Origin of the sequence: Mitsuokella apri (assembly GCF_051886055.1) — a bacterium.
Taxonomy (GTDB): Bacteria; Bacillota; Negativicutes; order Selenomonadales; family Selenomonadaceae; genus Mitsuokella.
In genome coordinates, this window is record NZ_JBJEXT010000039.1 from 93084 (window position 1) to 119249 (window position 26166).

The following is a 26166-nucleotide window of genomic DNA, read 5'->3' on the forward strand; positions in this document are numbered from 1 at the left end:
GATGGGCGTTCATGTCCCGAAACAATCCTCGGACCAGATTCTCATCGTCGGTATCGAAGGTGCTTTACGAAAAGTTCTGCGTGGTGGCCGATGCCACGGGCAGGCAGAAGACGGCACTTCTCGATGAGGCCTTGCAGTTAGTGGTTCAAAAGTACAGAAGCCGCGTGCTGGAAAGCGGCGGAAAAGGAGCATCTATTTTTATGGCTAAGACTATTGCATTCTGTTCCCACAAAGGCGGCGTCGGCAAAACGACTTCCGCAGCGGCTTTTGCGGACCTGCTCGGCAGACGCGATTACCGCGTGCTGCTCATCGACGCGGACCCGCAGGGCAATCTTTCCAAGCGTTTTGGCTACCATCCAAAGGAATACCGCGGCGATGTGCAGCTGAGTTCGGCTGTCCTCAACATCCTTTCGGACAATCCGAAACCGATGAAGGAATTTACGCTTTCCACGCAGAATGCCAATGTTGACATCATCCCGAATGACGACCGCTACACGGCGACGACGAAGACGCTGCTCGATGCCGTCATGCTCGGCATCAACGCGTATAAAATCATGTTGCAGGAGCTCAGCGGCTTTTACGATTACATCATCTTTGACTGCCGTCCGGCCGTCGACAACGAGATTGCGCAGGTCATGCGGGCCGTGCAGTACCTTATGATTCCTGTGAATGCTGCCGACGATTCCGTCGACGGCGTCGATACGGTGCTTGGCTATGCCGCAAAAATTCGCAATTCGAATCCGGATCTCCGCGTGGCCGGCATTTTCTTTGAATCCATCAACATGCGCACGGCCGTGGCCCATGACTATGTGCCGCAGATCCGTCAGAAATACGCGCCTTTGATTCTCGATACGATTGTCCCCCATTCGGAGGATGCGCATAAAGCCGAAGCGCGTCATCTGCCTGTGACGGAAGCCTATCCTTCGGGCAAAGCGACGCGTGCTTATTCGAAACTCGTAGAGGAGGTATTGAACCGCATTGGCTAAGAGACAGAAATTCTCCATTTCCGCACAGCAGACGCCGGTATTTGATGATGTCGGCGCCATGTCGTCGGCTCCTACGCAGAAAGCTGGGACGAGTATCTCGCCGGAACGCCTCGCCGAACTGCAGGCCTTGATGGCCAAGCCTGTGTCGGCTCCCGCAAAGGACGAACAGGGACAGGAAGACCGCGTGGACTCCCTGCTGCCGGCTCATCATGAGGAGCTCATCGACATCGACAAGCTCGAAGCAGCTCCCGATGAGTGGAACTTCTTTGGCAAACCGAGCCCCGAGCAGTATGCCCTGATTTTCCAGTCGGTCTATAAATACGGCCTTTGGCATCCCTGCACGGTCTGGGAGCAGGAAGACGGCAAATACATGATTCTTGGCGGCCACACGCGCCGCATGGTTTATCAGGAACTTTACGAAGTCACGCAGGACGAGAAGTACAAGAAAATCCCCTGCAAGGTCTACAAGCACGACCAGATCACGGAACCGACGGCCCGCCGCATCGTCATTCTGACGAATATCGCGCAGCGCGCCAAGGAAAATTCGGCCGTGCGCATTCACTGCTACAGCGAGATGGCCCTGCTCGAGAAAGAAGAGGCCTTCTACGGCTCCGGCGTTGACGTCAACACGGCCGTGGCCAAGTTATTTGGCGTCAGCCGCGCGACGGTCTTTTTCTACCGCCGACTTGAAAAACTCATCCCTGAACTCCTCGATGCCTACGACCAGCGTAAAATCTCGCAGGCCGCGGCGAACATGCTCTGCGACGTTCCGCAGGAACTGCAGGAATACATCTATGAGATGGGGTATTATCTTGAACTCAAGCCTGCCATGCGTCAGGAGCTCAAGCAGGCAGAAAAGCCCGAGGATGTCGATGCCATTTTCGCGCAGGCGAAGAAGCCGCTCGAAAAATACCAGTACGTGTTCTCAACGAAAGTCAAAAAGCCCAGCGACTTTGACTTCGTGCCTCTTGCTGTCAATCACGATGAGGTGCAGGCTTTTAAGGATTTCATGGAGCAGACGCTGGATTTGGCCGACAACCTTTCCGACCATACGAAAAAGGTCATTCGCGAAATGCTGAAGAACTGAGAAAACTGTGATGCTGTGATTCTTAGAAGGGAAGCGGTTTTTATGAAACGCGATAAGATTGCCTGTCATTGCCGCCGTGTGAGTTACGGCGATATCGTCGATGCCGTGGCAGCCGGTGCCAAAACCTTTGATGAAGTCTCTGCCAAGACGGGCTGCAGCACGGGCTGCGGCAAGTGCAGAGAGTTCATCACGCATATGGTCGAGGATATTCAGCGCTATCCGGAGGACTATGACCTGCCGGCGAAGACAAAAAGTTGATTTTTGTTTGTCCATTGAGTACATACCCATGTTACAAAAAATCGAGAAATTTTTAGCAAAAACTTGACAATATTACACCTTCCTGCTATAATACAATTAAACAAAGGAAGAAAGTCATAGACAAAGGTCAACGAGAAATGACTTCTTACCTCTTGTGAATATCACTTCCAGCACAGCAGGGAGGCGAGTCCGATGGGCCGTTAATTGGTTCATGCGGTAAGAATTACATGGACAAACAAACAGAAAGCAAATAGCCGCTTAGTCGAAACAGATTGAGCGGCTTTTGCTTTACCTAAAAAAATTCTCTTATATTTTCATGAGTCAGAACTACGCAAATAACTGCGTAGTTTATTTTTTTATGAAGAAAAATGATAAAAAATTGATGATTCTACATGGAAAATAAATATAAGTTATTGATAAAGGCGTGATAGAATTATTCATATAAATGATTCTCGTTTATTTCTAAATTGACAATATGCGTACTGGAGTGCTATCCTGTCAAACATGTGAAAAATATTCATCAAAAGTGATCATCATCACCTTTTCACATGCAGTTATTTTGACAGGAGGATTTTTTCTAATGGGTTTTATCCAGAGTCTTTTGCAGATGTCGAATCCAGCCAAGCGCCGTCTTGGACTGGCGATTTTTCTCGGCATCGTAACAGGTATTGTTGGCGGCTTTGCCAAGTGGGGCTGGGAAGTACCGTTCCCACCGCGCGATCCGAACGTGTTCTGGCCGATCGGGGCCATGGAGCGCGTGACGCCGCCAAAGGTTTTCCTCGACATGCTCGGTTTGCCGAGTGACTGGTCGTACATGTTCTCCGGTGTCTCGCAGCCGCTGTCCGTCTTCATCGTGCACATCGGCTTCTCGGTGACGTTTGCCCTGCTCTACTGCGTCATCGCCGAGTACTTCCCGAAAATCAAGCTCGGCTATGGCATGGTCTACGGCTTCTTCTGCTACATCGGCGCACATGTCATCACGATGCCTCTTATGGGCCTCGTACCACCGCTCATGCAGATTCCGTTTGATGAGCAGATTTCCGAGCTCTTCGGCCATCTCTGGTGGATGTGGATGATTGAGACTGTCCGTCATGATTTGCGGTACCGCATTACAGGGTACGGCAGTGTCGAAGACGAAGACCGCTAAAAGCGTTCTCAGACATTCCGGGACAACAAATAAAAAGACGCTGCTTTTCATTTCCGCAAAGCAGCGTCTTTTTTTTGCGTTCCTTTTGAAAAAGTCCAGCGCTGGACTTTTTCAGCAGGATGCCCCGATGCATTCGGACCGTCAGCTGCCGGACCTTACGGTGAAAGTTAAGCAGCTCAAGGACATCAAGGCCATTGACGGCACGGTTTACCATGTCAAAGGCAAAATTGTGACGAGCAGCAGCGTCTCGGAGCCGGAAATCGAGCAGTTCCAGCAGTTCACTTACACGGACCCAGAGACGGGCTATCAGCTGCCCTGCAATATCTATCTGCCAAAAGGCTACGACAGCAGCAAAAAATATCCGCTGCTCTTCTTTGTGGCCGATGCCAGCGCGGATATTAATGTGACGGCGACGCCGCTTTTCCAGGGCAATGGTGCGACGGTCTGGACGGAGCCGGAGGCGCAGGCAAAACATCCCTGCATCGTCTTTGCACCGCAGTACACGGATGATCTCATCAACCAGATCGGCATGCTGACGGCCGACAGCAACACATGGACACCGGGGCTGACGCTCGTTTCCCACGCCCTGCAGTCCGTCATCGACAATTATGCCGTTGATACGAACCGCATTTACGGCACGGGCCAGTCGCAGGGAGGCATGACGAACATTGCTCTGAGTGACAAATATCCGAACCTTTTCGCCGCGCAGTGGCTCGTGGCCTGCCAGTGGAATACGGACGAAATGAAAGTACTCAAGGACAAGAACCTCTGGATCACGGTCTGCGAGGGCGATACCAAGGCGCATCCAGGCATGGATGAAGCCGTGGCTAAATGGGAGGCCCTCGGCACAAAGGTCGCGAAGAACGACACCTTCTGGGACAGCAAAGCCCCGCTTTCTACCATTAACCAGCAGGTTAAAGACCTCGAAAAACAGAATGCCCATATCAATTACACGGTTTTTGCCGGCGGCAACCACATGTATACATGGTCCTTTGCCTATAACATCGAAGCCATCCGCGACTGGCTGTTCAGCCAGTCCAAGGACGGCACGCCCGTGAAAAATTCATAAACATGAGAAAATGCATCAGCAGCATTTTGACAGTCAGCCCTGTTCTACACAAAAAAGTAGGACAGGGCTGTTTGTATATACACACGCATGAATTATCACTAAATTTCAATAAATTTGCTTGTTTTGTTTCGTTGTTTCGATTCCATCGGCTTGTTACCTATTGTTATTTTTTTAACAAATATGCGTGATACCTCTGGACTTTATCGGATTGTATGTTATAATATGAACAAATAAAATTGATGAGATAAATAGGAGGATAAATCATGGCTATCGTAATTTGGGGAATCATGATCGCGTTTGTTCTTTGCATTGGCAGAAACATCGCTGCAAGATAAGAAGCGACGGGATTCATAGGACAAAAAAGAAGCTGGCCTGAGCCAATTGACCAGTTTGTAACCATCTGTAACGTTCTCAAGTGAAAAAGAGAACTTTCTAGCTTTCTTAGGAGGAATTTATCATGGCTATCGTAATTTGGGGTATTATCATTATGTTCACGCTCTGCCTGCTCGGGAAATTCACGACGGACTGACTTTCAGAACAGAGGAACTCTAGCAAAATAACAGAAAGAAGGTTGTCAGCTGGTCAGACACGGACTTGTTTCCTGTCGCCGATTGCGCTATACTGAACACATCGATGCAAAAACAAAATAGAAAGCAGAGTAAGTGCCTGTGCGTAAAGTGCCGGATGAACGGGGAGTTGACATCTGGACGAAGGCTAAAAGCCGCGGTACAGGCATTGCATCCCGCTGCTGCAGATATGGAAATCAAAAAGGCTTTTCTTGCTGCGGCAACGCTGCAGAGATCCTCGATTTAATGAATCGGGAATTCAAAAGGAAGGTCTTTTTTTATGTCCAAATTTTCCGTGAAGGCCATGGTCTATGCCGGTGTATCGGTGGCTCTGGCCGTATTGTTCTCGTATGTTTTCGCCATCCAGACGCCGTTTGTGCGCGTGACGTTTGGCTTTTTGCCCATCGCCATTTACGGCGCGATGTACGGCCCGTGGAAGGGAGGGCTCGTGGCGGCAGCGACTGACTTTATCGGCACGGCCCTGCTCGGCACAAGCATCTTTTTCCCCGGCTTTCTCGTGTCCGGTTTTCTGACAGGATTTGTCTATGGCTGGTTTTTTCATCGTCATCGCGTGACGATCTGGCGCGCCTGCGTGCCGTTTTTCCTTGTCATGATTTTCATCCATCTGGGGCTCAACACGCTCTGGCTGACTATCTTCTACCATAAGGCAGCTTCAGCGATTTTTCTGAGCCGCCTTATCAAGAATATCATCTGCTATCCAATGGAAGTCGGACTTTTCCTCGCCGTATATCGTCCGCTCGTGCGCTTTCTGCCCGAGCAGTTCCCACAGGCTATGGCCGTCAAATGAATACAGGGAGCAGCGGCATGGTGATGCTGACCATTGTTGTAAAGAAATGATAATGAACAATATTGTTTCGATTTGCACGATAATAAATGATAAATAGAAGATAATGAAAGAAAAAGCTCGAAAAATGAAGGATATAGGATAAAATTTTGTTTCTTACATGTATTCCGTTCTTGCTGATTCGCTTCGTTTGTGGTGTAATATACGTGTAAACGATGTTAATCGATTGCGTAAATCGATTGCTAAGGAGATGAGAGATTTGCCAAGAGGAAAAAAAGACAGCATAACCATTGCGGATATTGCCAAACGGGCAAATGTCTCAACGACGACGATTTCCCGGTATCTGAACGGCAAGTACGAATACATGTCGGAAAAATCCCGTGAAAAGATCGCCGGCATCATCAAGGAGACAGGCTACCGTCCGAATAAGATGGCCCGCGGTCTCAAGATGCAGCAGAGCAAGATCATCGGGTTTGTCGTGGCCGATATCGCCAATCCGTTTTCTTCGATTCTCGCCAAGGGCATCAGCGATGCCTGCCGTCAGCATGGTTATTCCATGACCCTGGCCAACACGGATGAAGATCCTCATCGGGAACGCAGTGCAATTCGTTCCATGATGGACCAACAGGTAGATGGTATCATCGTGCACCAGTCCGGTGAGAACGAAGCCTTCTTTCGGGAACTTGCCAGGGAAGGCGCGGCCGTCATTTTTGCCGAGCGTCCTTTGGGCAATCCGCCAATTTTAGACGCCTTCCGGACACAGGATGATGCAGCCATCAGGCAGATGCTTCTCTGTATGAAGGAAAAAGGCTATGAGCGTGTGGGGTACTTCACCGCGCCGCTGCGTCACTTCGATACCCGCATACGGCGCAGTCAGGCCTATCACACGTACAGCAGAGAATTCTTCGGGCAGGAGCCGCTTGAATACGTCATCGACCTCAAGCAGCCCGACTTGTTAAAAGAACAGCTGAAAGGGTTTCTGAATCAGTCCGGCAGGCTGGCCTTGCTGACCAGCAACGGCGTGATGACCCTGCAGGTTCTAAAAGCCCTGAAGTCACTTGGCGTGCAGTATCCCCGCGATGTCGGTGTCGGCAGCTTCGATGACTGGGACTGGATGGAACTCGCTGATATCACAGCCATTCATCAACCCTCTTATGAACTGGGCTGTGCCTGCGTCAAAAGGCTGATGGAGCGCATCGGGCAGCCGGGGCTTGCACCCGCGCTGCAGGAGCTTCCCTGTACTTTGACGATTCGCAACTCCCTCTGATACGGAGCTGCTTCTTTTTCCCCTCTTTGTTAATCGATTGCTATAAATTGTCACAATCTTTTATAGCATCGAAAAAATAATAATAACGCGTATTTGTTCGAATATCACTTCGAATTTTATTTTTATCCTGTTTGTTAATCGATTGCGTTAATCGATTTCTGAATGATTTAGAAAGAAGGGTTTCTCTTGACAAGATTGATTCTCCCGACCTTGATTTTTCCTGATCAGGCCGGACTAAAGGCAGACATCGAACGAATTGCAGCGCTGGGCGCTGATGGCATTGAAATCCGGCGTGAGCGGCTGGAACCTGAGGAAAGCTTATTCCAGCAGGCGGGCCGGCTGCTTCGGGAAAAAAACTTAAGTCCCGTCGTTTATTCCGTACCAGCCGATTTCTGGCAGGACGGCAGGATAAATCCGGATTTCGAGCTTTATGCCAGAGAAGCAAAGAGCCTTGGTGCTGGCTTCATCAAATTCGGCTTGGGCAATCCGCCGGAGCAGATGGATGCAAAAAGTCTTGTCGCCATCCTGCAGAAGCTGCCCTGCCGCCTGCTGGTGGAAAACAGCCAACTTGCCCTGCATGGCGGCACTGCTAAGGCCTTTGCCCGCTTCTTCCTGCAGCTGCCGCAGGGGCTTGCAGCCATGACGTTTGACACGGGCAATTGGCAGACCGTAGGGGAGTCCGCAGATGAAGCGTATGCAATGCTGCAAAAATACATCACCTACGTCCATATCAAAGGGGTTCGGAAAAAAGCGGCAGGCTGGGACAGCATCCCGGTGAAAGCAGATGATGTCTGGTTCAGCCGCTGCCGCGGGCACGCGCTGGCCGCTGTGGAATTTCCGCTGCAGGACCCCGCAAAAGAAGGTAAGTTCTGGCTCAGCCAGTTGAGAGGAGAGAAGAAAATGAAACGATTCCTGACATTTGGTGAACCGATGGTCATGTTTACGGCACAGTCGGAAGGCGATCTGGCCGACCAGATGATGTTCCGCAAGTTCGTGGCCGGTGCGGAAACGAACGTTGCGACCGGCATGGCGCGTCTGGGCTACGAATCGTATTTTGCCAGCCGCGTCGGCAGGGATTCGCTGGGACGCTTCATCAAGAAGGCCCTCGCAAAAGAAGGCATCCATATGAATTTTGTCTCTACCGATGACAAATGGCCAACGGGCTTTCAGCTGAAATCGCATACGACACACGGAGACCCCGAAGTCGAGTACTTCCGCGAATTCGCGGCCTTCCGCCATATCCCATGTGAGGGCATGACGGATATGCTGATGGGCATGGACCATCTGCATGCCACGGGCATTCCGCTGGCTCTTTGCGAAAACACCAGGCAGTACGGCTTTCAGATGCTGAAGGCCGCGAGAGCCGCGGGCCTAAGCATCAGCTTTGACCCGAATCTGCGTCCGAATCTCTGGTCTTCGCGCGAAGAGATGGTTCGCGTCACGAATGAAGCCGCGGCCCTTGCCGACTGGTTTCTGCCGGGCATCCATGAGGGCGAAATCCTTACTGGTTTCAAAGAGCCTGAGGCCATCGCCGACTTTTATCTGAAACGCGGCGTGAAGCTCGTCATCATCAAGCTCGGTAAGGAAGGGGCCTTCTTCAAGGCCAAAGACGGACGCAGCGGCATGATGCCGGGTGTGCAGAACGTCAAGGTGGTCGACACGGTCGGTGCCGGCGATGGCTTTGCCGTCGGCGCGGTCAGCGCTCTTTTGGAAGGCTGTACGGAGCTTGAGGCACTGCAGCGCGGCAATGCGATTGGCGCTTTGGCCGTGCAGTTCCCCGGCGACAGCGACGGCCTGCCGACAAGGCCGGTTCTTCGAGATTATATGAATGCCGTTTACGCCAGGATTGCCTGAAAATAGGGGTTAGGGAAAAATGAAAGGATGAGATTTCCATGGCAAAGGTTTTAAGTGCAAAAAGATGGTATCGTTTGATGCCTGTTGTATTCATTACGTATAGTTTGGCCTATCTGGACCGCGCAAACTTCAGCTTCGGTTCAGCCAGCAGCATGGCCTCGGATCTTATGATTACGCCGGCCGTTTCCTCGCTGCTCGGTGCACTGTTCTTCCTCGGTTACTTCTTCTTCCAGGTCCCGGGTGCTGCTTATGCGGAAAAACGCAGCGCGAAAAGACTGGTTTTTGTCTCGCTGATTCTCTGGGGCTTCCTGGCTGCCGCTACGGGCATGCTTTCGGACCCGACCCAGCTGATGATTGTCCGCTTCATGCTCGGCGTAGTCGAAAGTTTCGTCATGCCGGCCATGCTCGTCTTCCTCTGCCATTGGTTCACGAAGAAAGAACGCTCCCGCGCGAATACCGTTCTCATTCTCGGCAACCCTGTCACCGTCCTTTGGATGTCCATCGTTTCGGGCTATTTCCTTCATCTCTTTGGCTGGCGCATGATGTTCATCATCGAAGGCATTCCTTCCTTGATTTGGGCGTTTGTCTGGTATAAACTGGTCAACGATCACCCGCGTCAGGCAAAATGGCTGAAAAAAGAAGAACGCGATGCCATTGAAGAAGAACTGGCAGCCGAACAGAAGGGCATCAAGCCGGTCAAGAATTACCGCGAAGCATTCCGCAACAAAAAAGTCATTGCACTCTGCGCACAGTATTTCCTTTGGAGCATCGGCGTTTACGGCTTCATGATGTGGCTGCCGTCCATCCTGAAATCGGCTCCGAACATGGATATCGTCACGACGGGCTGGCTCAGCTCTGTTCCGTACCTCCTCGCCATCATCGGCATGGTCGCTGCTTCGTACTTCTCGGATAAACTTCTCAACCGCCGCGATTTCGTCTGGCCGTTCCTGTTCATCGGTGCCATTGCCTTCTACGGCTCGTTCCTCATCGGCAGCTCCAGCTTCATCATCTCCTATGTCCTGCTCGTGCTGGCCGGCGGCATGATGTACGCACCGTATGGTCCGTTCTTCGCCTTCATCCCGGAGATGCTGCCGTCGAACGTTGCCGGCGGCGCCATGGCCCTCATCAACAGCTTCGGTGCACTCGGCAGCTTTGTCGGTGCTTTCCTCGTCGGCCTGCTCAACAGCTATACGGGCAGCTACGGTGCTTCCTATATCTTCATGGCCTGCTCGCTGCTCATCGCCTCGGCCATCACGTACCGCGTCTTTACGGTAAAAAAAACGACAGCAGAAGGAGATCTGAATCATGACAACAACGAAATTTCAACTCGCGCTTGACCGCTTTTCCATTGAAGAAGCCTTAAAAATCGCTCAAAAGGCAGCCGATGAAGTGGATTGGCTGGAAATCGGCACATCGCTCGTGAAAGAATTTGGCATGGCAAGTGTCCGGGCCTTTCGTCAGGCATTCCATGACAAAGTCCTGTTAGCGGACACGAAAACCATTGACAACGCCATTTACGAGGCAAAGATTGCCTACGATGCCGGCGCAGACATCATCACGGTCATGGGCTGCGGCCCTGAGGTCACGATTGAGCTCGTGGCAGAAGAAGCACGGAAACGCAAAAAAGACTATATGATCGATTTGCTCAACACGACGCTGGACTGTCAGCGAAAACTGAGGGATGCTTTCCCCGATGCCGTGTTCTGCCTGCACACGAGCAAGGATGTGCAGGAACACGGGCAGGCTGCAGCTGCAGAGGATATTTCCTGGCAGGGACGCCGTCTGGCTGTGGCCGGCGGCATCAAGAAGGAGACGATTGGCGCCATCGCTGCCCGTCTCGCCCCTGAGGTCTATATCATCGGCGGGGCCATCACGAAGCAGGAAGACCCGCGCGCTGCAGCCAAAGCCCTGCGCAGCCTCATCAAATAACGCTGTAAATAGAAAGATAGGAAGGATTCACATCATGGAAAATACAATGAAAAAAATTCTGGCAGAGATCGCTGGTGTCATGGATAAAATGAACGAACAGGATGTCGAGGATGTGGCAAACCGCCTGGAAAAAGCGCCGCGCATCTTCGTGATTGGTGAGGGCCGCAGCGGCCTGATGGCCCGTGCCTTTGCCATGCGTCTCATGCATCTCGGTGCCGTCTCCTACGTCATTGGTGAGACCATCACGCCGTCGATTGCCAAAGGAGATGTTTTGGTTGCCATTTCCGGCTCGGGCCGCACACATCATGTCGTCTGGACAGCCGCAAAGGCCAAAGAAGAGGGCGTTTTTGTACAGGCCCTGACCACGAATCCGGATGGGGACCTCGCCAAGACGGCCGATGCGGCCCTGATTGTCCCGGCTGCGACGAAATTCCGCCGTGAGGGAGAAGCTCCGAGCATCCAGCCTCTCGGCTCCCTTTTCGACCAGAGTGCCCATATTGTCTTTGATGCCATCTGCCTGAAATACGCTGAGGCAAAGAAAATCAGCCAGCAGGCGGCGTTCCAGAAGCACAGCAATCTGGAATCCTGAGTCTCAGTTTAAGTGAAATTTCTATCCTATAAAGAAAAGGATGGTCTTCATGCATTATCTTGAAAAATATAGGACCTTACAACAGATTGCAGCGCAAGGACTCATTGCCGTGGTGCGCGGCCGCACCATGGAAGAGGGCATCCGCACTGCAGAGGCCTGCATTGCCGGCGGGGTCAGGATCATCGAGCTTGCCTTTACGACGCCGCAGGCAACAAGGGCCATCGAAACGCTGACGAAAAAATACGCTCAGATAGATGATGTTGTCATCGGTGCCGGCACGGTGCTCGAACCGACTTCCGCGCGTCTCGCCATTCTTTCCGGTGCCAAGTTCATCGTCTCCCCGACCTTTGATGAAGAAGTGGTCCGGCTCTGCAATCTCTACCGCGTAGCCTGCTGTCCCGGTGTCATGACGCCGGATGGCGTCACGAAGGCCTTGTCCGCAGGTGCCGATATCATCAAGATGTTCCCCGGCGACCTGCTAGGTCCGCGCGCAATTAAGGACATCCACGGCCCGCTGCCGCAGGCCCCTCTGATGCCGTCCGGCGGTGTCTCTCTTGAAAACATCGCAGCCTGGCTGCAGGCCGGCTGCATCGCTGTTTCTGCCGGCAGCAGCCTCACAGCTCCCGCGAAGCACAGTGATTTCCAGGGCGTAGAACGGATGGCCCAAAAATTCACGGCGGCCGTAAAGGAAGCGCTGGGACAGGTACCTGCAGAGCCTGTATTGACACCAGTAGCCTGAAAAAGTCCAGTACTGGACTTTTTCATCAAGGCCAATCAGAGCCAATTGAAAAAATCCCGATACACGAGCCATGTATCGGGATTTTTCTATATTAAATTAAGGGGAGAGGGTGAACTGTATGATTTAGCCGCGCGGCGGGAAGGAGACGACGAGGAGCATCTTGAAGGGCTCAACGCCGTAGACGGCATGCGGGTGATTGGCCGGCATGACGATGGAGTCGCCTTTCGTGAGCTCGTAGTCCTTGCCGTCAATCGTAATGCGTCCTTTGCCGTCGAGGGCAACGACGAGGGCATCGCCCTTTGATTCGTGCGTGCTGATGCCTTCGTCTTTGGCGAAAGCAAACAGCGTGATGCCGACGCCGTCATTCTGTATGAGGGTCTTGCTCACGACCTGACCGTCTGCATAGGCGACCGAGTCAGCCAGTTTGAGTACTTCGGCTTTTGAGATATTTCTAAGGATTTCACTCATGTTGCATGACCTCGCTTTCTTTTTCTGTCTTTATCATAGAACGGAACACCGCCTTTGTTTGTCATCATGGCAACAATTCACAAAATACGCGCTGACAATCGTTTTCCGCAACTGACAAATAACCCGGCGCATGAGCAGTACGCCGGGTTATTTGCTGTGTATTATATCTTAGGAGAGCTTTGCGCTTCTTGAAAAGAAGTGCTAACGAAAGCCTATAGATAATATAGCACATATGAGAATGAATATCAATAGTATTTTTAAAATTTTTCATAACGAAAGAGGACCCGGCTCTGCTCAGCCAGGTCCTCTCGTCCGTTTCATCGTTAGCGATGAAAGCTCTCCTGAAAAGTATTGTAACACAGGATGCAAGTTTTGTCGTGTGATTGAGTCGCAAAAGGATTTTTTCCAACTTTGTCGAATACAAAAGTAGAGATGTAAAACTCTTAGTAACAGAAGGGAAGTCAGTAAAATGAGTACGGAATTTTTAGGGAAGAAGGCCTGCATTGCGCCGGAAGGCGTTTTTATCATCGGGACGTACGATGAAAACGGTGTGCCGAATGCCATGAATGCGGCCTGGGGCGCGCAGTCGGACTATGATGAGATTACCTTGTTCCTTGCACCGCATAAGACGACGGACAATGTCAAGAAGACGAAGGCCTTCACGGTGGCTTTTGCGACGAAGGATACGGTCGAAATCGCCGACTACTTCGGCGTCGAGACGGGCCGCAAAGTCAACAAGATCGAAAAGGCCGGCTGCCATGTCCATAAGAGCGCGCATGTCAACGCGCCGATCATCGAGGAATTTCCGGTGACGCTCGAATGCGAGATGAAGAGCTACGATGACGAAACGGGCATCCTCGTCGGCAAAATTATTGCCGAGCAGGCAGATGATTCCGTTCTGACGGACGGCAAGGTTGACTACGACAAACTCCAGCCGATTATTTTCGATATCGCGACCATGACCTACCGTGTCATCGGCCCTGTCGTAGGCAAGGCCTTTCACGATGGGATGAAGCTAAAAGCCTAAGTAATAAGTAAGATCATACAAGCGGTATTCGCGGTGATTTTTTTGAAGCATAAGAAGCTCCCGACAAATGAGCAGTCTGTCGGGAGCTTTTGTATGTCATAGTTCATCGCCTTTGTCGCGGCAGTAGTTGACGAGGGCGTCGATGAAGGCGCGGGCTGCGTGGGAGAGGTAGGATTTTTTGCGCCAGGCGATGAGGGCATGGCGGCGGGGGCGTGTCGGGAGGGCCGCATAGCAGGGGGCTGTCTGGGGCTTGAAGGCGCGCAGCAGCGTCATCGGGAGCAGCGTGGCGCCGAGTCCTGCACTCGCGAGTGTCAGGGCCGTTTCCATGCTGCGTGTCTGCAAGTAGATTTTAGGCGTGAAGCCGGCTTCGGCGCAGATATTCAGAAGCTGCTGGTGGAGTTTCTGCTCACTGTGCATCTGGATGAACGGCGTGTCCTTGAGAAGCTCCATCGGCAGAATGGGCAGAGTCTGCTGGCAGTCTTTTGGCAGGTGATACTGCTGCGAAAGTTCGTGGTTGGCCGGCAGTACGAGAATCATTTCCTCAGAATAGAGCTCCGCAAAGGCAAAGGCATCGGTATCGACCGGCTGCGTCGCGATGATGAGGTCGGCTTCGCCGGAGAGCACGGATTCTTCGAGTCGCTTTGAGGTGTGTTCGGCAAGCTGCAGGCGGATGCCGGGATATTTTTCCTGAAACTGCGGCAGGAAGGCTGCGAGAAAATATGTGCTGCGGAATGGCGAGCTGCCGACGACGAGATTGCCTTTCGCGCAGCCGAGCTCATCTTCGACATAGCGGTGGAACTCGGTCTCGAGCTCGGCGATGTGCTGGCCGGTCTCCAGATATTTTTTGCCGATGGTCGTGAGGCGCAGGGGCTGGGAGCCGCGGTCAAACAGCGGGGCCCCGATTTTCTTTTCCACATTTTTTAAGAGCTGGGATAGAGAAGGCTGGGAGATGTAGAGTTTTTCGGCCGCGCGGGATATCGAACCCGTCTCGGCAATCGTGCGGATGTACTGAAAATGACGGCTTTCCATGATAAATACTGCTACTTAAAACATAGACAAATATGTCTATATCAAGATGTTTTGCCGCAGCCTCGCGGCTTGCGGTTCCTTCTTCATTGTACACTCTTTGGCTCTGAGCAAAGCTCATCAACTACTCGAGGGGGTTCTGTACTCCAAAGGCGTAAATTCCCGACTAGCCATCGGTACATATATCGGCGTTCTTGGACTTAAACGACCCGATATTCTGTTGCATCCCGCAGATTGAGTGCAGCGTTGAGATCGCGGTCAGCCGTATAGCCACACTTTGGGCAGACATACACGCGGTCTTTGAGTTTCAAGCCTTTGTGAATGTGCCCGCAGGCATGGCAGGTTTTGGAACTTGGGTAAAACCTGCCCACGACTCGCACTTCGATGCCGATAACTTCTGCCTTGCGTTTCAGTTTCGACAGGAACGAATGGAACCGTTCTGCCGCAACTGCTTTTGCGAGATGCCTGTTCTTCATCATGCCTTTGATGTTCAGGTCTTCCACGGTAATGAAGCTTGGTTTTTGCTTCACGATTTCGTGGATGGCCTTATTTTCGTGGTTTTCGCGGATTTGTTCAATCCGCTGATGAAGTTTCTGCACCTTGATTTTTTGTTTGTCAATGTTTGCAGAGGCTGCAGCAGGTACACCGCCTTTCTTCTTTCGAAACTCATATTTCCGGCTGAGCTGCCTCTGCATCCTTCTCAGCTGCTTCTCCAGTCGTCTGACTTTTGAAGATTTATTGATATTTTTGAAGGACTGACCATTGCTGACAATCGCCAGATCCTTGATACCTAAATCAATTCCTACACCTTCGTCCTGCGGATGGTAGGATGCCTCCAAATCGTTGTTGTATTTGGACTTCTCATCGACATCTGCCACAACAGAAACATAGAATCTGCCTGACTGATAAGAAACAGTACCGCTTATGATGGCGATGCCAACGGGCAGGTACCCGTATTCTTTCAGCTTTACCTGCTTCAGGGTCGGTATCATCAATTTATGCCGCCATATCTTCCAGTCACCCTTGTTGTTTCGCGGAAAATATAGTTTCACGTCCTGCCGGGATTTCTTTTTGAAACGCGGGAATCCTGCCTGTCCCTTGAAGAACTTCTTAAAGGCAGCTTCGGCATTGACAAGAGCTTTCTTGCGGGCTTTTGCCCCGCATTCGTTTATCCAGGGCAGTTCCTTTTTCAGCTTGTGATTGACATACTTATCGAAGTCATTGGCCGAAACGAAATGCTTCTGATGGCTGTCGAGTATGCCACGCTGATACATCCGGTAAAGCTTCTTATTGTAGGCGATGTACTGATTGTACAGGAAGCGGCAGACGCCGATGGAGCGGATAATCTTATTGGTCTGCTCCATTGTCGGAGCAATTTCCGTTTTGAATGCCTTTAGCAATCGTCTCATCTCCTTCGATTTGCTTCTTGTATTTCCGCAGGCCATACAGACGGTCTGAGAATACATGGAGAATGCTTACGATATCCTGTACGAGTTCTTCATGCGGAGACAGCTTTTCATTTTTGACGACAATAATCTCCGTATTGAACTTATTACAGAATCTCTCGAACCAGTCAAAGCCGAAGCGTACAAACCGGTCCTTGTGTGTCACCAGTATGGTCTTAACTTTCCCTTCCATGACTTCGTTCAGGAGCTGATTCCACTTTTTTCGGTTATAGTTCAACCCACTGCCAAAGTCGCGGATAATGGTATCCACAATCATGCCTTTTGCATTGGCATAGGTTTGCAGAAAATCGACCTGATTCTCGAGATCATCTGCCTGATTTCGGGTCGATACCCTTGCATAAATCACAACGGTACGGGTGTCCGCAGCTTTGGAGATCCCTTTAAACTGTAGGTATTGTTCATAAGTATAGTATCTGCGATTCGTAGGGGAACGATTTGCTTTCAAGATTCCTTGGTTATCCCAACGCTGCAGTGTTCTGACTGACACGTTGAGAAGCTCCGCAAATTCTTTCGGTTTATAATTTGTAATATTGGATGTGTTCATAATGTATCCTTTCTCCACATCCTCATTATATTACAAATGTGTATATTTATCTATGTAATTAGTTACTTATAAATTCCTCCTTATAGCTTTTCCCTTATAAAATTTTCCCTTCATTAAATACCTGCTTATATTATACAATGTTTTCGCGCAATGCAAAAGGCTGCCGGACCTGCGGCAGCCTTTGCTGTATGTGAGAAAAAGATAAGTGGGAAAGGCGGATGTTTACTTCTGCGGGTAGAAGCCGGACGGCTGGCCCGAGAGGTTGACGAGGATATTCTTCATCTGCGTGTAGTGTTCGAGGATGACTTTGTGCGTCTCACGGCCAATGCCCGACTGCTTGTAGCCGCCAAACGGCGAACCTTCAGGAATTTGGTTGTACGTATTGACCCAGACGCGGCCCGTCTCAATGGAGCTGGCAACGCGGAATGCACGGTTGATATCCTGAGTCCAGACAGCACCGCCGAGACCGTAATCGCTGTCATTGGCCATCTTGATGACCTCTTCTTCCGTCTTGAACTTGATGACGACAGCCACAGGTCCGAAGATTTCCTCACGGGCGACGCGCATATCATTTGTGGCATTCGTGATGAGCGTCGGCTTCATGAAAATGCCGTTCTTGAGCTCACCGTCGACTGCCTGTTCACCGCCGCAGGCGATGGTTGCGCCTTCTTTTTTGGCGAGTTCGACATAGGAAAGGACCTTGTCGAGCTGGGATTTGTAGATGGTCGCACCGAGCTGCGTGTCTTCTTTCCACGGCAGGCCAATCTTAACTTTATTGAAGCGTTTGACAAGCTCTGCTACAAATTCGTCGTAAATACCTTCCTGAACGAAGATGCGCGAGCCGGCGCAGCAGACCTGCCCCTGGTTGAAGAGAATGCCGAGCTGGGCACCGTCATAGGCTTGTTCAAGGTTGCAGTCGTCGAAGAAAATATTGGCCGATTTGCCGCCGAGCTCAAGCGTTGCCGGAATGAGCTTTTCGGCTGCGGCTTTGGCGACAGAAAGTCCGACTTCCGTGGAGCCCGTAAACGCGAGCTTGCGGAAGCCCTTGTGGTCGAGCATGTATTGGCCGGCTCTTGAGCCTGCGCCCGTGATGACGTTGAAAACGCCCGGCGGCAGGATATCTTTGATGAGGTCGGCAAAGTACAGAACGGAAAGGGAGGTCGTCTTCGATGGCTTCAGGACCGTGCAGCAGCCGCTGGCGAGCACCGGTGCGAGCTTCCAGGCAGCCATGAGGAACGGGAAGTTCCACGGGACAATCTGGCCGACAACGCCGATTGGTTCACGCAGGATGATGCTCATCGTCGTATTGTCGAGCATCGTAGCCGAGCCTTCTTCGGCGAGAATGCAGCCGGCAAAATAACGGAAATGTGCAGCGGAGAGCGGCACGTCGATGTTTTTCGTCTCGCGGATGGGCTTGCCGTTGTCAAGGGTCTCGATCAGGGCGAGCTCGTCGGTATGTGCATCGATGATGTCGGCAATCTTGTTGAGAAGGGCTGCACGTTCCTTGACCGTAGTCTTTTTCCACGTGGCAAAAGCCTTCCAAGCTGCGTCTACAGCAGCATCAACATCCTGCGGCGTGGCCTCTGCGCAGCTCGCAAGTTTATCGCCCGTAGCGGGGCAGAAAGAATCAAATGTCTTGCCATCGGCCGCTGGACGCCAGGTCCCGCCGATGAAAAGGCCGTACTGACTGTTTAATTTTGTCTCTGGAATCATGATAATCCCTCCTATATATTGGATTGAAAAATTATTTTTTATGTGAAAGCATTTTTTGCTTTACAGGCTTTTCGATTTTTCGGTTTTCAGGATGCCTGCTTCTGTGCGCCGGAATTTTTTATTTCCGGTGCATTTTTGATGGACTCGGGCAGTCCGGGCAGCTCCGGACGCGTGATCAGGCGGCCAAGGCGTGTGCCGGAAAGATAATTGAAGATCCATTTAAAAGTGACGGTGATATTGCTGTGGAACCCTGCCTTGGTGAGCAGATGAATCCAGAGCCAGGCCGACCAGGCGAGAAAGCCGTGAACGCGCAGCGGACCTGCTGCCATGACAGCTTCACTGCTGCCGATAATGGCCATGACGCCTTTGCTCTTGTAATGGAAATGTTCCGGCTCTTCGCCGCGCAGTTCATGCAGAATGTTCTTGGCTGCAAGTTCTCCTTCGGCCAGCGCGACCGGCGCAAGTGTCGGCAGAGGCCGCTGCTCACCTGGTTGCGTGTAGCTCGAGCAGTCGCCGACGGCAAAGATATCATTGCTGCCCTGCAGGTGAATCGTATCGTCAATGAGCAGGCGTTTGCCGCGGTCTTTTTCACAGGTGAAGCCACTGAGACACTCTACAGGGCGTACACCTGCCGACCAGACGACGGTTTTTGTTTTGAGCGTAGAGCAGGGCGCATCTTTTGGAGCACTGCTCGGACGGTAGGAAAGCGTCTCGCCGTCATAGCCTGTTACGAGCATCGAACACTGAACGTCAATGCGTTTCTTCTGCAGAACATGCAGGGCATCTTCGCGGAGATTTTCGGGCATCATGCCGAGCACGCATTTATCGGCCCCGATTAAATGGATGCTGACTTCATCGAAATTGATATGATGGAACTCTTTCTGCAGGACATCGTAGACGAGTTCGGAAACGCCGCCTGCGCCCTCGACGCCAATCGGACCGGCGCCGACAAAGACGAAAGTCAGCAGGGCTTTGCGCTTCTCCGGGTCTGTCTCGGCAGAGGCTTCTTCAAAAACGCTCAGGAGATGACTGCGGATGCGAATGGAATCCTGCAGAGTCTTCAGAGGGAACGCGTTGCGTTCCACTTCTTTATTGCCAAAGAAATTCGGCGTCGAGCCAAGCGCGATAATCAGGTAATCGTAGGGAACATCCCCATGGCTTGTCTTGACAATTTTTTCTTCCGGCTGAATGCCGCTGACCTCTGCCAGCAAGAAATCAACATTATTTGCTTTTTTAAAGAATCCGCGAATGGGGTAGACGACCTCATCCGTTGAGAGCATCGATGTCGCTACCTGATAAAGGAGCGGCTGGAATACCTGGTAGTTGTTGTGATCGATGATCAGTACATCCACCGGCTGATTGGCCAGCTTCTGTGCTGCTTTTATGCCGCCGATGCCTCCACCGAGGATGACGACGCGTGGCCGTTCTTTCATGTCCAATCCCGCCTTTCTGCAGGTTTTCTATAAAATGAAGAAGAAAACCTGTTTCTTCATAAAATGTTGGAACATCCGTGTGATGTTCGTCACATTTTTTGATAGTTATTTTATTTCAATATTTATTATCTTTTAAGTATATTATACACTTATAAACAAGAAAGATAAAATACTAAAAATTTATGGTATATAGCATAACGATATTTTTTTATCATGGTTCATATTGTTTTGTGCATATTTTCACGAAAGTTATAGGCCTGTGCTTATGTTCCATATAGGTGAACTTTGTTACACCTTGAACGGAATGTTGCTTTTGGCAGTTGATTTTTATGAGAATTAGCGCTATCTTTTCGTATATTGTCTTTGTTTAATACAATATATATAGGCAAAAACCTATTGATAATTTAAAATATCTAGTATTATACTTAATCTCGCTGACGTCGTATAATAAAGACAACAAAGCGAACAACAAAAGCGCATGAAAAGAATAAGAGAAAACAAGTTCTGTATTATATAGGGAGGTTTTTGCGATGTCGTTAACGTATTATTTCCTGCCGACCCGTAATGTTTTTGGTGAAGGTGCTGTCAAAGAAGCCGGCAAACTCATGAAGAGCCTCGACGGCACGCATCCGATGATTGTCACCGATGCTTTCCTTGCAAAATCCGGCATGGCCGATGAATTGAAGAAAATTCTTGAAGACGAGGGCCTGCCGACCTTTATTTTCGGCGGTGCCGAGCCAAACCCGACGGATAAGAATGTTGTCGCTGGTGTCAAGGCGTTCCAGGAGCAGGGCTGCGACTGCATCATCTCACTTGGCGGCGGTTCGTCCCATGACTGTGCCAAGGCTATCGGCCTCATCGCAGCCAACGGCGGCGAGATTTATGATTATGAAGGCATTGACATTTCGAAGAATAAGATGGTGCCTTTGATGGCAGTCAATACGACGGCCGGTACGGCTTCTGAGATCACGCGTTTCTGCATCATCACGGATACGCGCCGCAAGGTCAAAATGGCCATCCTCGATTGGCGTGTCACGCCGCAGATCGCCATCAACGATCCGGTGCTCATGAAGGGCATGCCGCCGCGCCTGACGGCTGCCACGGGTATGGATGCCCTGACGCACGCAATTGAGGCCTATGTTTCCTCCGCTGCGAACCCGCTGACGGATGCCGCTGCCCTGCAGGCCATCAACATGATTCAGAAGTACCTGCCAAAAGCTGTGGCCAATGGCGATTATCTCTATGCCCGTGACAAAATGGCTTATGGTCAGTACCTCGCCGGCATCGCCTTCAACAATGCTTCGCTCGGCTACGTCCATGCGATGGCACATCAGCTCGGCGGTGTCTACAACCTGCCGCATGGTGTCTGCAATGCCATCCTGCTGCCGTATGTCTGTGAGTTCAACCTCATCAGCAACCTCAACCGCTTCCGCGATATCGCCCGCGCTATGGGCGAGGTCATTGACGGTCTCAGCACGAACGAAGCGGCTGACAAGGGCATCGCTGCTATCCGCCGCCTGAGCCGCGAGGTCGGCATTCCGCGCACGCTCAAGGAACTCGGCGTACAGCCTGAGGACTTCGAGCTCATGGCTGAAAATGCCCTCAAAGATGCCTGCGCTCTCACGAGTCCGCGCAAATACACGAAGGGCGAAGTTGTCGAACTCTATCGCCGCGCTTACGAAGGCGACTGGGTCGACGCAACCTGCTGATTCTTTCACATTACTGATATCCCCTGTTATACGCAAAATGGCTGCTGCATTTTAAGATGCGGCAGCCATTTTTGCTGTATGTGCTGTATGCAGAGATTTATTTTTCGATTTTATGGCACCAAATGGCATCGGTCAATAGCAGCACCGCGACAATGAAGAACATCTGCCGGATGCCGAAGACAGCGGCGAGATGGCCGCCTAAGAAAGCTCCGGAGAACATGCCGATGAACTGCGCTGACTGGTTGAAACCGTAGATGCGGCCAAGGCAGAAGGAAGGCGTCAGATTGCGGATGAGTGTATTGATGGACGGCATGAGGCCTGCAACCGCGACCCCATGGATGAAGCGCAGCAGGGCGAGCTGCCACGGCGAGGTGACGAGTCCCTGCGGGATGGAGACGGCGCCGGCAAGCAGCAGGCAGACCGGCAGGACCTTCTGCGCACCGATTTTATCGGAGAGATGCCCGATTTTTGAGGCGAACAGCATGCTGGCGAAGCCGGCGCTTGAGTATAGCACAGCGCGAAGCCGTCAAAAAAGAATGCCCCCGTTTTGTCAACTGGTTGGCGACTGACAAAACGGGGGCATTTCTATCATAAAGGATGCAGAAGGCATCCCTTATAAATGTGATAATAAGTGGTCAATAGACGATAACTGGCGTGTTTTTATCGACGTTCTGGTAAATCTCGGCAGCTTTTGCCGGCGGCAGGTTGATGCAGCCATGGGAGCCGTTGGTACGGTAGGTCTGACCGCCGAAGGTTTGGCGCCACGGGGCATCGTGCAGGCCGACATTGCGGTTGAACGGCATCCAGTATTTGACTTTGGAATCGTATCCCTGACCGCTGAGCATCGCATCACGCGTTTTGTACGTAATGCCGTAGATGCCTTTCGGTGTAGCATGGCCGCGCGTCGGATTGCCCGAAACGAAATAACTTTCGAGGACGCATTTGCCATCTTTATAGAGCCAGAGATACTGTTCGTGCAGATTGACTTCGACGTAGCTCGTACCCCAGTCTTTTGGGGCATGGACGGCCGCGGTCTGGGCGTAAATCGGTTCGCAGGCAGCGCTTTGTTTCTTTGCAAGCAGGTCGAGGAGATGAGCCGTTTCCTGCTCCTGATCGATGCGCCAGCCGTAGTCGCCCTGCGTGATTTTGATGTCCTGACCCGTTGAGGTGTGGAAGTCACGCGTCGTATAAGCCGTGTCGTATTTGTCGGCAAGCTCTTTGACGAAGGCCTTGACCTGGTCCTTGTCAAAGGAAACACTGCCATCCTCGTCTTCCTTAAGCCACGAGAGGATGCGGTCGCTGTCAAGCGTTTCGCTCTGGTCGCCAATCTGGTAGGTGATGGTGACTCCCGCGTAATCCTTCTGGGCCTGCTGCATCGGCGTGAGCTGGACCTCGGCTTTTTTGCCAAAAAGTCCGCCTCCCGACTGACTCGAGAGGGCAAACCCGCTGCAGGCAATCAGGATGAACACGCAGACGGCACCCAGAATCATGAGATATTGCTTTCGCTCCATAAAAATCATTCCTTTGAAGAGCGTTAAAATGAATTCTTTCACCAATTTACCACATAATGCGCTGGAATGCAAAGGGTGACAGCAATTTCCTTTGACAATGCAGGAAATATCTGCGGGACCGCATAAAAGAAACGGAAAAAGTCCAGTACTAGACTTTTTCCGTTTCTTGACGAAGCCGATTTTTTATTTGTATCTGCACTTCGACGAGGGGTTCGCTGCCATTGGCAAGGGCCTTTAGGCAAAAACACTGCGGAGCGAAGGCGGTCAGGCCAATCTCGCAGGAAGCAGCAACAGGGATTGTTTCGATAAAATCCCGCAGTTCCTCTTCCTGCAGGGGAAAATTCATCAGCAGATAAGTACCGAGATGAGTATAGCCTTCGTACTGTGTCAGGCCGGCATAGTCAAAAGGATTGTCTTTCGGGGTAAAGCGAAGGTTGTCAAAGTAGACGAGCTCGTCTGCCTGGTAGATTTTCACGCGCGAACGGTAAAGACGGTAAAGAAAATGTTCCCCGCGGGCTGCGCGTCCGCAGGCGAGGATATCAGAATAAAACAGCCTGCTGGAAGCATCCCTGAGCTCGATATGAAACGTATTGCGAAAGGCCGAGTCCGCAAAGGGCAGGACGGGCAGCGGCGCGTAAAAAAGCGTGGCGTTTCTGCCGACCTCGATATGGCCGCTGCGCACGGCCTCGCCCTCGTCCATGCGGTGAATCTTTTCGTAGGACTGCGAGAGAAATTCTGCTTTGGCGCCGTCTTCGAGGCAAATATCGACATCCTGACGGTCACCGGCCATGGTGCCGGCTGAAACCTTCACGACCATGATCTGCAGAAAGCCCTGCTGATGAAAGGGACGTAAGATTTTGTAGGGAGCCGTAAAAAAGAGTTCCCGGATTTTTCCGGGAGCAATGACGAGGGAAAGCTTTGAGGTGCGTCCAAAAGCATTTTCACCGGCGGGAACGTCAGCAGCGGACTGCGTATGTTTTTGTGCATCCATATATGTCACGTCTTTCAAATTTTAAGCCTTGGCAGCAGGGAACGGGTTCGGGACATCTTCCAAAAGGACGTTGTGGCGAATCCAGTTGATGATGGTGTCAACGCCTTCTTTTTTCATGAGATTCGTGAAGAGGAAGGGCCGCGGGCCGCGCATTTTTTTGGCATCGCGTTCCATGACGCCGAGGTCGGCCCCGACATAGGGGGCAAGGTCTTTTTTGTTGATGACGAGCAGGTCAGAGCGCGTGATGCCCGGACCGCCTTTGCGGGGAATCTTATCGCCCTCGGAGACGTCGATGACAAAAATCGTGGCATCGGCGAGTTCGGGGCTGAATGTCGCCGAAAGATTGTCGCCGCCGCTCTCGATGAAGACAATCTGCGTGTCGGGAAAACGGTCCGTGAGCTCTTCAACGGCTTCCAGGTTCATCGAGGCATCTTCGCGGATGGCCGTGTGAGGGCAGCCGCCGGTCTCGACGCCTAAGATGCGCTCGCGCTCCATGGCGGAATGCTTGACAAGGAATTCGGCATCTTCTTTCGTGTAGATATCATTCGTGACGACGCAGATGCTGTAGATATCGTGAAGCTTCCTCGTCAGGGCTTCAATCAAGGCTGTCTTGCCGGAGCCGACAGGTCCGGCAACGCCGATTTTGACATAGGACATGATGATTCTTCTTTCTATATAAATGAAATCACGACATGTAGAGGCGTGAGTAAAGGACTTCGTGCTGCATGGCCCGGATATCGAGGCCGGGCGAGGCGAGACCGAGGTCGTCCTCGTCTGCTTCGAAAACGCGGTCAATGATGGCACTGTACTTCGTGCGGAAAGAGGCGACGAGGCGTGCGCCATCCGTCTGCGAGAGCGGAATGAGCTTGACGCAGGTGTTGATGAGGGCTGAAAGCTGCGCGTAGAAATAATGAAGCAGAGCCTGCCGCTCCGGCAGGTGCAGGGCAGCAGCAAGTGTCCCGTAACATATGGGATGCGTACAGGAATGCTGCGTTTCTTTTACGTAGGCTGCGAACTTCGGCTCAAAGGGAAGTCCGATTTTCTGGACGTTCTTTGCCAGGCGTCGGCCGAGTTTCTGCAGGGCCTCACGCGGTTCACGCGGAACCTTGGCAGCACGCAGTTCTGTTTCAAGCTGCAGGAGCTTTTCGAGACCGTCGGTCTCAGGAAAATACTCGTAGGCAAGTCTCGCGGCCAAGAGTTCGCTGTAGAGAAAACTGCCAGAAAAATAAGCGCAGAGCCATGCAGAAGCCGTCTTGCTGTCATGGACAAGCCCCTGCTGCACATAGGTCTCGAGTCCGTAGGAATGGGCGTAGGCGCCAATCGGGAACAGGGCATCGTTGAGCTCAAGCAGCAGGAAAAGAGCTTCTTCCTGCTGTGGGGACACTTTTTCCTCTATGATATATTTTGCTGTAGGTTTTGGCTTTGCTGATTTTGCTGCTGCCATAGTCAGGCCTCGAATGTATGACGGTGTTCATGCTCATGCGTATGGGCATGATGATGCGTGCCGCTTACAAGCTTGAGACGATATGCATCGTCAAGCTTCAATTCCTTTTTCTCATAGGGGATGCCGAGCTTCGCGAAGAGGAGCCCCATGGAAGCATCCCAGACTACGGCAAAAGCTGGAGTGTCGCCGGGCAGGGCATAAAGCGGGGCATGGCGGTTGCCGATTTCATAGCAGAAGCGGGCTGCTTCCATGAGGCTGCGCGGTTCTGCTATGAGTGCAGGGACAGGCAGGATCTGGAGGACAACGAGCGTTTCCGCTTCTTCGAGCAGCACATCGCCGTCGTGCAGGCCGTGCTTCTGGGCTTCTGGCGAGAGGCGGATGGCAATATCGCGTCCTTCGTTTGTCAGGGCGCGCAGAATGTGTTTCTGAACGTCGGTATATTCAAGCGGCAGATAGTCGATATGCTTATTCTGCCTGCCTTCCATAAAAGCAGGGTCGAGCAGGCTGCCGCAAATTTTTGTCAAAATCATATAAATCC

General features: G+C 51.7%; 26 protein-coding genes and 1 riboswitch. Of the genes, 14 read left to right on the forward strand and 12 right to left on the reverse strand.

Annotated elements, in window-relative coordinates:
* Window positions 1-11: 11 nt before the first annotated feature.
* From ACI4OH_RS05705 to ACI4OH_RS05760, 12 genes are all read left to right on the forward strand, one after another.
* Window positions 12-986, forward strand: coding sequence for an AAA family ATPase (locus ACI4OH_RS05705; RefSeq protein WP_439784371.1), 975 nt, complete (start codon window positions 12-14; stop codon window positions 984-986).
* A complete protein-coding gene (locus ACI4OH_RS05710; protein ID WP_435721738.1) occupies window positions 979-2073 on the forward strand; it encodes a ParB/RepB/Spo0J family partition protein in 1095 nt (364 codons plus the stop codon). The genes ACI4OH_RS05705 and ACI4OH_RS05710 overlap by 8 nt, the downstream gene beginning before the upstream one ends.
* Before the next feature lie 42 nt (window positions 2074-2115).
* Window positions 2116-2331 carry a (2Fe-2S)-binding protein gene (locus ACI4OH_RS05715; RefSeq protein WP_432646305.1) on the forward strand — a complete coding sequence of 72 codons (216 nt, stop codon included), beginning with the start codon at window positions 2116-2118 and terminating at the stop codon, window positions 2329-2331.
* Between the two features lie 580 nt (window positions 2332-2911).
* A complete protein-coding gene (locus ACI4OH_RS05720) occupies window positions 2912-3478 on the forward strand; it encodes a YagU family protein (protein WP_432646306.1) in 567 nt (188 codons plus the stop codon).
* A gap of 127 nt (window positions 3479-3605) precedes the next feature.
* Window positions 3606-4547: a carboxylesterase family protein gene (locus ACI4OH_RS05725; RefSeq protein WP_439784372.1), complete on the forward strand. Its 942-nt coding sequence runs from the start codon at window positions 3606-3608 to the stop codon at window positions 4545-4547.
* Between the two features lie 652 nt (window positions 4548-5199).
* A riboswitch (THF riboswitch) is annotated at window positions 5200-5297 on the forward strand.
* 96 nt (window positions 5298-5393) lie between these two features.
* Window positions 5394-5921 carry a folate family ECF transporter S component gene (locus ACI4OH_RS05730; protein ID WP_435721736.1) on the forward strand — a complete coding sequence of 176 codons (528 nt, stop codon included), beginning with the start codon at window positions 5394-5396 and terminating at the stop codon, window positions 5919-5921.
* Window positions 5922-6177: 256 nt separating this feature from the next.
* Window positions 6178-7185, forward strand: a complete 1008-nt coding sequence (locus ACI4OH_RS05735) for a LacI family DNA-binding transcriptional regulator (RefSeq protein ID WP_435721735.1) — start codon at window positions 6178-6180, stop codon at window positions 7183-7185.
* Window positions 7186-7371: 186 nt separating this feature from the next.
* Window positions 7372-9039 carry a PfkB family carbohydrate kinase gene (locus ACI4OH_RS05740; RefSeq protein ID WP_435721734.1) on the forward strand — a complete coding sequence of 556 codons (1668 nt, stop codon included), beginning with the start codon at window positions 7372-7374 and terminating at the stop codon, window positions 9037-9039.
* Between the two features lie 38 nt (window positions 9040-9077).
* Entirely contained in the window at window positions 9078-10376 is a 1299-nt protein-coding gene (locus ACI4OH_RS05745; protein WP_439784373.1) for an MFS transporter, read from the forward strand.
* Window positions 10345-10968, forward strand: coding sequence for an orotidine 5'-phosphate decarboxylase / HUMPS family protein (locus ACI4OH_RS05750; RefSeq protein WP_439784374.1), 624 nt, complete (start codon window positions 10345-10347; stop codon window positions 10966-10968). The genes ACI4OH_RS05745 and ACI4OH_RS05750 overlap by 32 nt, the downstream gene beginning before the upstream one ends.
* A 34-nt stretch (window positions 10969-11002) precedes the next feature.
* Window positions 11003-11557: a 6-phospho-3-hexuloisomerase gene (gene hxlB, locus ACI4OH_RS05755; RefSeq protein WP_432646313.1), complete on the forward strand. Its 555-nt coding sequence runs from the start codon at window positions 11003-11005 to the stop codon at window positions 11555-11557.
* Window positions 11558-11606: 49 nt separating this feature from the next.
* Complete coding sequence (locus ACI4OH_RS05760) at window positions 11607-12296, forward strand: bifunctional 2-keto-4-hydroxyglutarate aldolase/2-keto-3-deoxy-6-phosphogluconate aldolase (protein WP_435721730.1); 690 nt, start codon at window positions 11607-11609, stop codon at window positions 12294-12296.
* Between the two features lie 123 nt (window positions 12297-12419).
* Here ACI4OH_RS05760 and ACI4OH_RS05765 read toward each other — a convergent pair whose 3' ends face one another.
* Window positions 12420-12764, reverse strand: coding sequence for a cupin domain-containing protein (locus tag ACI4OH_RS05765; protein ID WP_439784375.1), 345 nt, complete (start codon window positions 12762-12764; stop codon window positions 12420-12422).
* Window positions 12765-13233: 469 nt separating this feature from the next.
* On the opposite strand from ACI4OH_RS05765, the gene ACI4OH_RS05770 reads away from it, so the two are divergent.
* On the forward strand, window positions 13234-13791 hold the full coding sequence (locus tag ACI4OH_RS05770) for a flavin reductase family protein (protein ID WP_432646318.1): 558 nt from the start codon (window positions 13234-13236) through the stop codon (window positions 13789-13791).
* Between the two features lie 96 nt (window positions 13792-13887).
* Here ACI4OH_RS05770 and ACI4OH_RS05775 read toward each other — a convergent pair whose 3' ends face one another.
* The 5 genes from ACI4OH_RS05775 to ACI4OH_RS05795 all read right to left on the reverse strand — a co-directional run bounded on the left by ACI4OH_RS05775 (window position 13888) and on the right by ACI4OH_RS05795 (window position 19973).
* The gene (locus ACI4OH_RS05775) at window positions 13888-14820 is read right to left on the reverse strand and encodes a LysR family transcriptional regulator (protein ID WP_432646319.1); all 933 of its coding nucleotides are present in this window, start codon (window positions 14818-14820) and stop codon (window positions 13888-13890) included.
* A gap of 197 nt (window positions 14821-15017) precedes the next feature.
* Window positions 15018-16181 (reverse strand): RNA-guided endonuclease InsQ/TnpB family protein, encoded by a 1164-nt coding sequence (locus ACI4OH_RS05780; protein ID WP_439784376.1) that lies wholly within the window; start codon window positions 16179-16181, stop codon window positions 15018-15020.
* On the reverse strand, window positions 16165-16812 hold the full coding sequence (locus tag ACI4OH_RS05785; RefSeq protein WP_432646339.1) for an IS607 family transposase: 648 nt from the start codon (window positions 16810-16812) through the stop codon (window positions 16165-16167). The genes ACI4OH_RS05780 and ACI4OH_RS05785 overlap by 17 nt, the downstream gene beginning before the upstream one ends.
* A gap of 237 nt (window positions 16813-17049) precedes the next feature.
* Complete coding sequence (locus ACI4OH_RS05790; RefSeq protein WP_439784377.1) at window positions 17050-18540, reverse strand: aldehyde dehydrogenase family protein; 1491 nt, start codon at window positions 18538-18540, stop codon at window positions 17050-17052.
* Between the two features lie 86 nt (window positions 18541-18626).
* Window positions 18627-19973: an NAD(P)/FAD-dependent oxidoreductase gene (locus ACI4OH_RS05795; RefSeq protein ID WP_439784378.1), complete on the reverse strand. Its 1347-nt coding sequence runs from the start codon at window positions 19971-19973 to the stop codon at window positions 18627-18629.
* 530 nt (window positions 19974-20503) lie between these two features.
* On the opposite strand from ACI4OH_RS05795, the gene ACI4OH_RS05800 reads away from it, so the two are divergent.
* A complete protein-coding gene (locus ACI4OH_RS05800) occupies window positions 20504-21682 on the forward strand; it encodes an iron-containing alcohol dehydrogenase (RefSeq protein ID WP_432646323.1) in 1179 nt (392 codons plus the stop codon).
* Between the two features lie 97 nt (window positions 21683-21779).
* Here ACI4OH_RS05800 and ACI4OH_RS05805 read toward each other — a convergent pair whose 3' ends face one another.
* The 6 genes from ACI4OH_RS05805 to ACI4OH_RS05830 form a co-directional block, all read right to left on the reverse strand.
* Window positions 21780-22196 (reverse strand): MFS transporter, encoded by a 417-nt coding sequence (locus tag ACI4OH_RS05805; RefSeq protein ID WP_439784379.1) that lies wholly within the window; start codon window positions 22194-22196, stop codon window positions 21780-21782.
* Window positions 22197-22317: 121 nt separating this feature from the next.
* The gene (locus ACI4OH_RS05810) at window positions 22318-23193 is read right to left on the reverse strand and encodes a L,D-transpeptidase family protein (protein WP_432646325.1); all 876 of its coding nucleotides are present in this window, start codon (window positions 23191-23193) and stop codon (window positions 22318-22320) included.
* Window positions 23194-23341: 148 nt separating this feature from the next.
* Complete coding sequence (locus ACI4OH_RS05815) at window positions 23342-24184, reverse strand: urease accessory protein UreD (RefSeq protein WP_439784380.1); 843 nt, start codon at window positions 24182-24184, stop codon at window positions 23342-23344.
* Window positions 24185-24205: 21 nt separating this feature from the next.
* A complete protein-coding gene (gene ureG / locus ACI4OH_RS05820) occupies window positions 24206-24841 on the reverse strand; it encodes an urease accessory protein UreG (RefSeq protein ID WP_439784381.1) in 636 nt (211 codons plus the stop codon).
* A gap of 28 nt (window positions 24842-24869) precedes the next feature.
* Window positions 24870-25628: an urease accessory protein UreF gene (locus ACI4OH_RS05825; protein ID WP_432646328.1), complete on the reverse strand. Its 759-nt coding sequence runs from the start codon at window positions 25626-25628 to the stop codon at window positions 24870-24872.
* A gap of 2 nt (window positions 25629-25630) precedes the next feature.
* Window positions 25631-26158: an urease accessory protein UreE gene (locus tag ACI4OH_RS05830; RefSeq protein WP_432646329.1), complete on the reverse strand. Its 528-nt coding sequence runs from the start codon at window positions 26156-26158 to the stop codon at window positions 25631-25633.
* Between the last annotated feature and the right edge of the window lie 8 nt (window positions 26159-26166).

Excerpts from the sequence above, each read along its gene's own strand:
- ACI4OH_RS05780 (WP_439784376.1), bottom strand. The coding sequence starts at position 16,181 with ATGGAGCAGACCAATAAGATTATCCGCTCCATCGGCGTCTGCCGCTTC.
- ACI4OH_RS05705 (WP_439784371.1), top strand. The coding sequence starts at position 12 with ATGTCCCGAAACAATCCTCGGACCAGATTCTCATCGTCGGTATCGAAG.
- ACI4OH_RS05715 (WP_432646305.1), top strand. The coding sequence starts at position 2,116 with ATGAAACGCGATAAGATTGCCTGTCATTGCCGCCGTGTGAGTTACGGC.
- ACI4OH_RS05800 (WP_432646323.1), top strand. The coding sequence starts at position 20,504 with ATGTCGTTAACGTATTATTTCCTGCCGACCCGTAATGTTTTTGGTGAA.
- ACI4OH_RS05775 (WP_432646319.1), bottom strand. The coding sequence starts at position 14,820 with ATGGAAAGCCGTCATTTTCAGTACATCCGCACGATTGCCGAGACGGGT.
- ACI4OH_RS05745 (WP_439784373.1), top strand. The coding sequence starts at position 9,078 with ATGGCAAAGGTTTTAAGTGCAAAAAGATGGTATCGTTTGATGCCTGTT.
- ACI4OH_RS05830 (WP_432646329.1), bottom strand. The coding sequence starts at position 26,158 with ATGATTTTGACAAAAATTTGCGGCAGCCTGCTCGACCCTGCTTTTATG.
- ACI4OH_RS05810 (WP_432646325.1), bottom strand. The coding sequence starts at position 23,193 with ATGGAGCGAAAGCAATATCTCATGATTCTGGGTGCCGTCTGCGTGTTC.
- ACI4OH_RS05720 (WP_432646306.1), top strand. The coding sequence starts at position 2,912 with ATGGGTTTTATCCAGAGTCTTTTGCAGATGTCGAATCCAGCCAAGCGC.
- ureG (WP_439784381.1), bottom strand. The coding sequence starts at position 24,841 with ATGTCCTATGTCAAAATCGGCGTTGCCGGACCTGTCGGCTCCGGCAAG.
- ACI4OH_RS05790 (WP_439784377.1), bottom strand. The coding sequence starts at position 18,540 with ATGATTCCAGAGACAAAATTAAACAGTCAGTACGGCCTTTTCATCGGC.
- ACI4OH_RS05825 (WP_432646328.1), bottom strand. The coding sequence starts at position 25,628 with ATGGCAGCAGCAAAATCAGCAAAGCCAAAACCTACAGCAAAATATATC.
- ACI4OH_RS05725 (WP_439784372.1), top strand. The coding sequence starts at position 3,606 with ATGCATTCGGACCGTCAGCTGCCGGACCTTACGGTGAAAGTTAAGCAG.
- ACI4OH_RS05815 (WP_439784380.1), bottom strand. The coding sequence starts at position 24,184 with ATGGATGCACAAAAACATACGCAGTCCGCTGCTGACGTTCCCGCCGGT.
- ACI4OH_RS05750 (WP_439784374.1), top strand. The coding sequence starts at position 10,345 with ATGACAACAACGAAATTTCAACTCGCGCTTGACCGCTTTTCCATTGAA.
- ACI4OH_RS05760 (WP_435721730.1), top strand. The coding sequence starts at position 11,607 with ATGCATTATCTTGAAAAATATAGGACCTTACAACAGATTGCAGCGCAA.
- ACI4OH_RS05770 (WP_432646318.1), top strand. The coding sequence starts at position 13,234 with ATGAGTACGGAATTTTTAGGGAAGAAGGCCTGCATTGCGCCGGAAGGC.
- hxlB (WP_432646313.1), top strand. The coding sequence starts at position 11,003 with ATGGAAAATACAATGAAAAAAATTCTGGCAGAGATCGCTGGTGTCATG.
- ACI4OH_RS05730 (WP_435721736.1), top strand. The coding sequence starts at position 5,394 with ATGTCCAAATTTTCCGTGAAGGCCATGGTCTATGCCGGTGTATCGGTG.
- ACI4OH_RS05765 (WP_439784375.1), bottom strand. The coding sequence starts at position 12,764 with ATGAGTGAAATCCTTAGAAATATCTCAAAAGCCGAAGTACTCAAACTG.
- ACI4OH_RS05795 (WP_439784378.1), bottom strand. The coding sequence starts at position 19,973 with ATGAAAGAACGGCCACGCGTCGTCATCCTCGGTGGAGGCATCGGCGGC.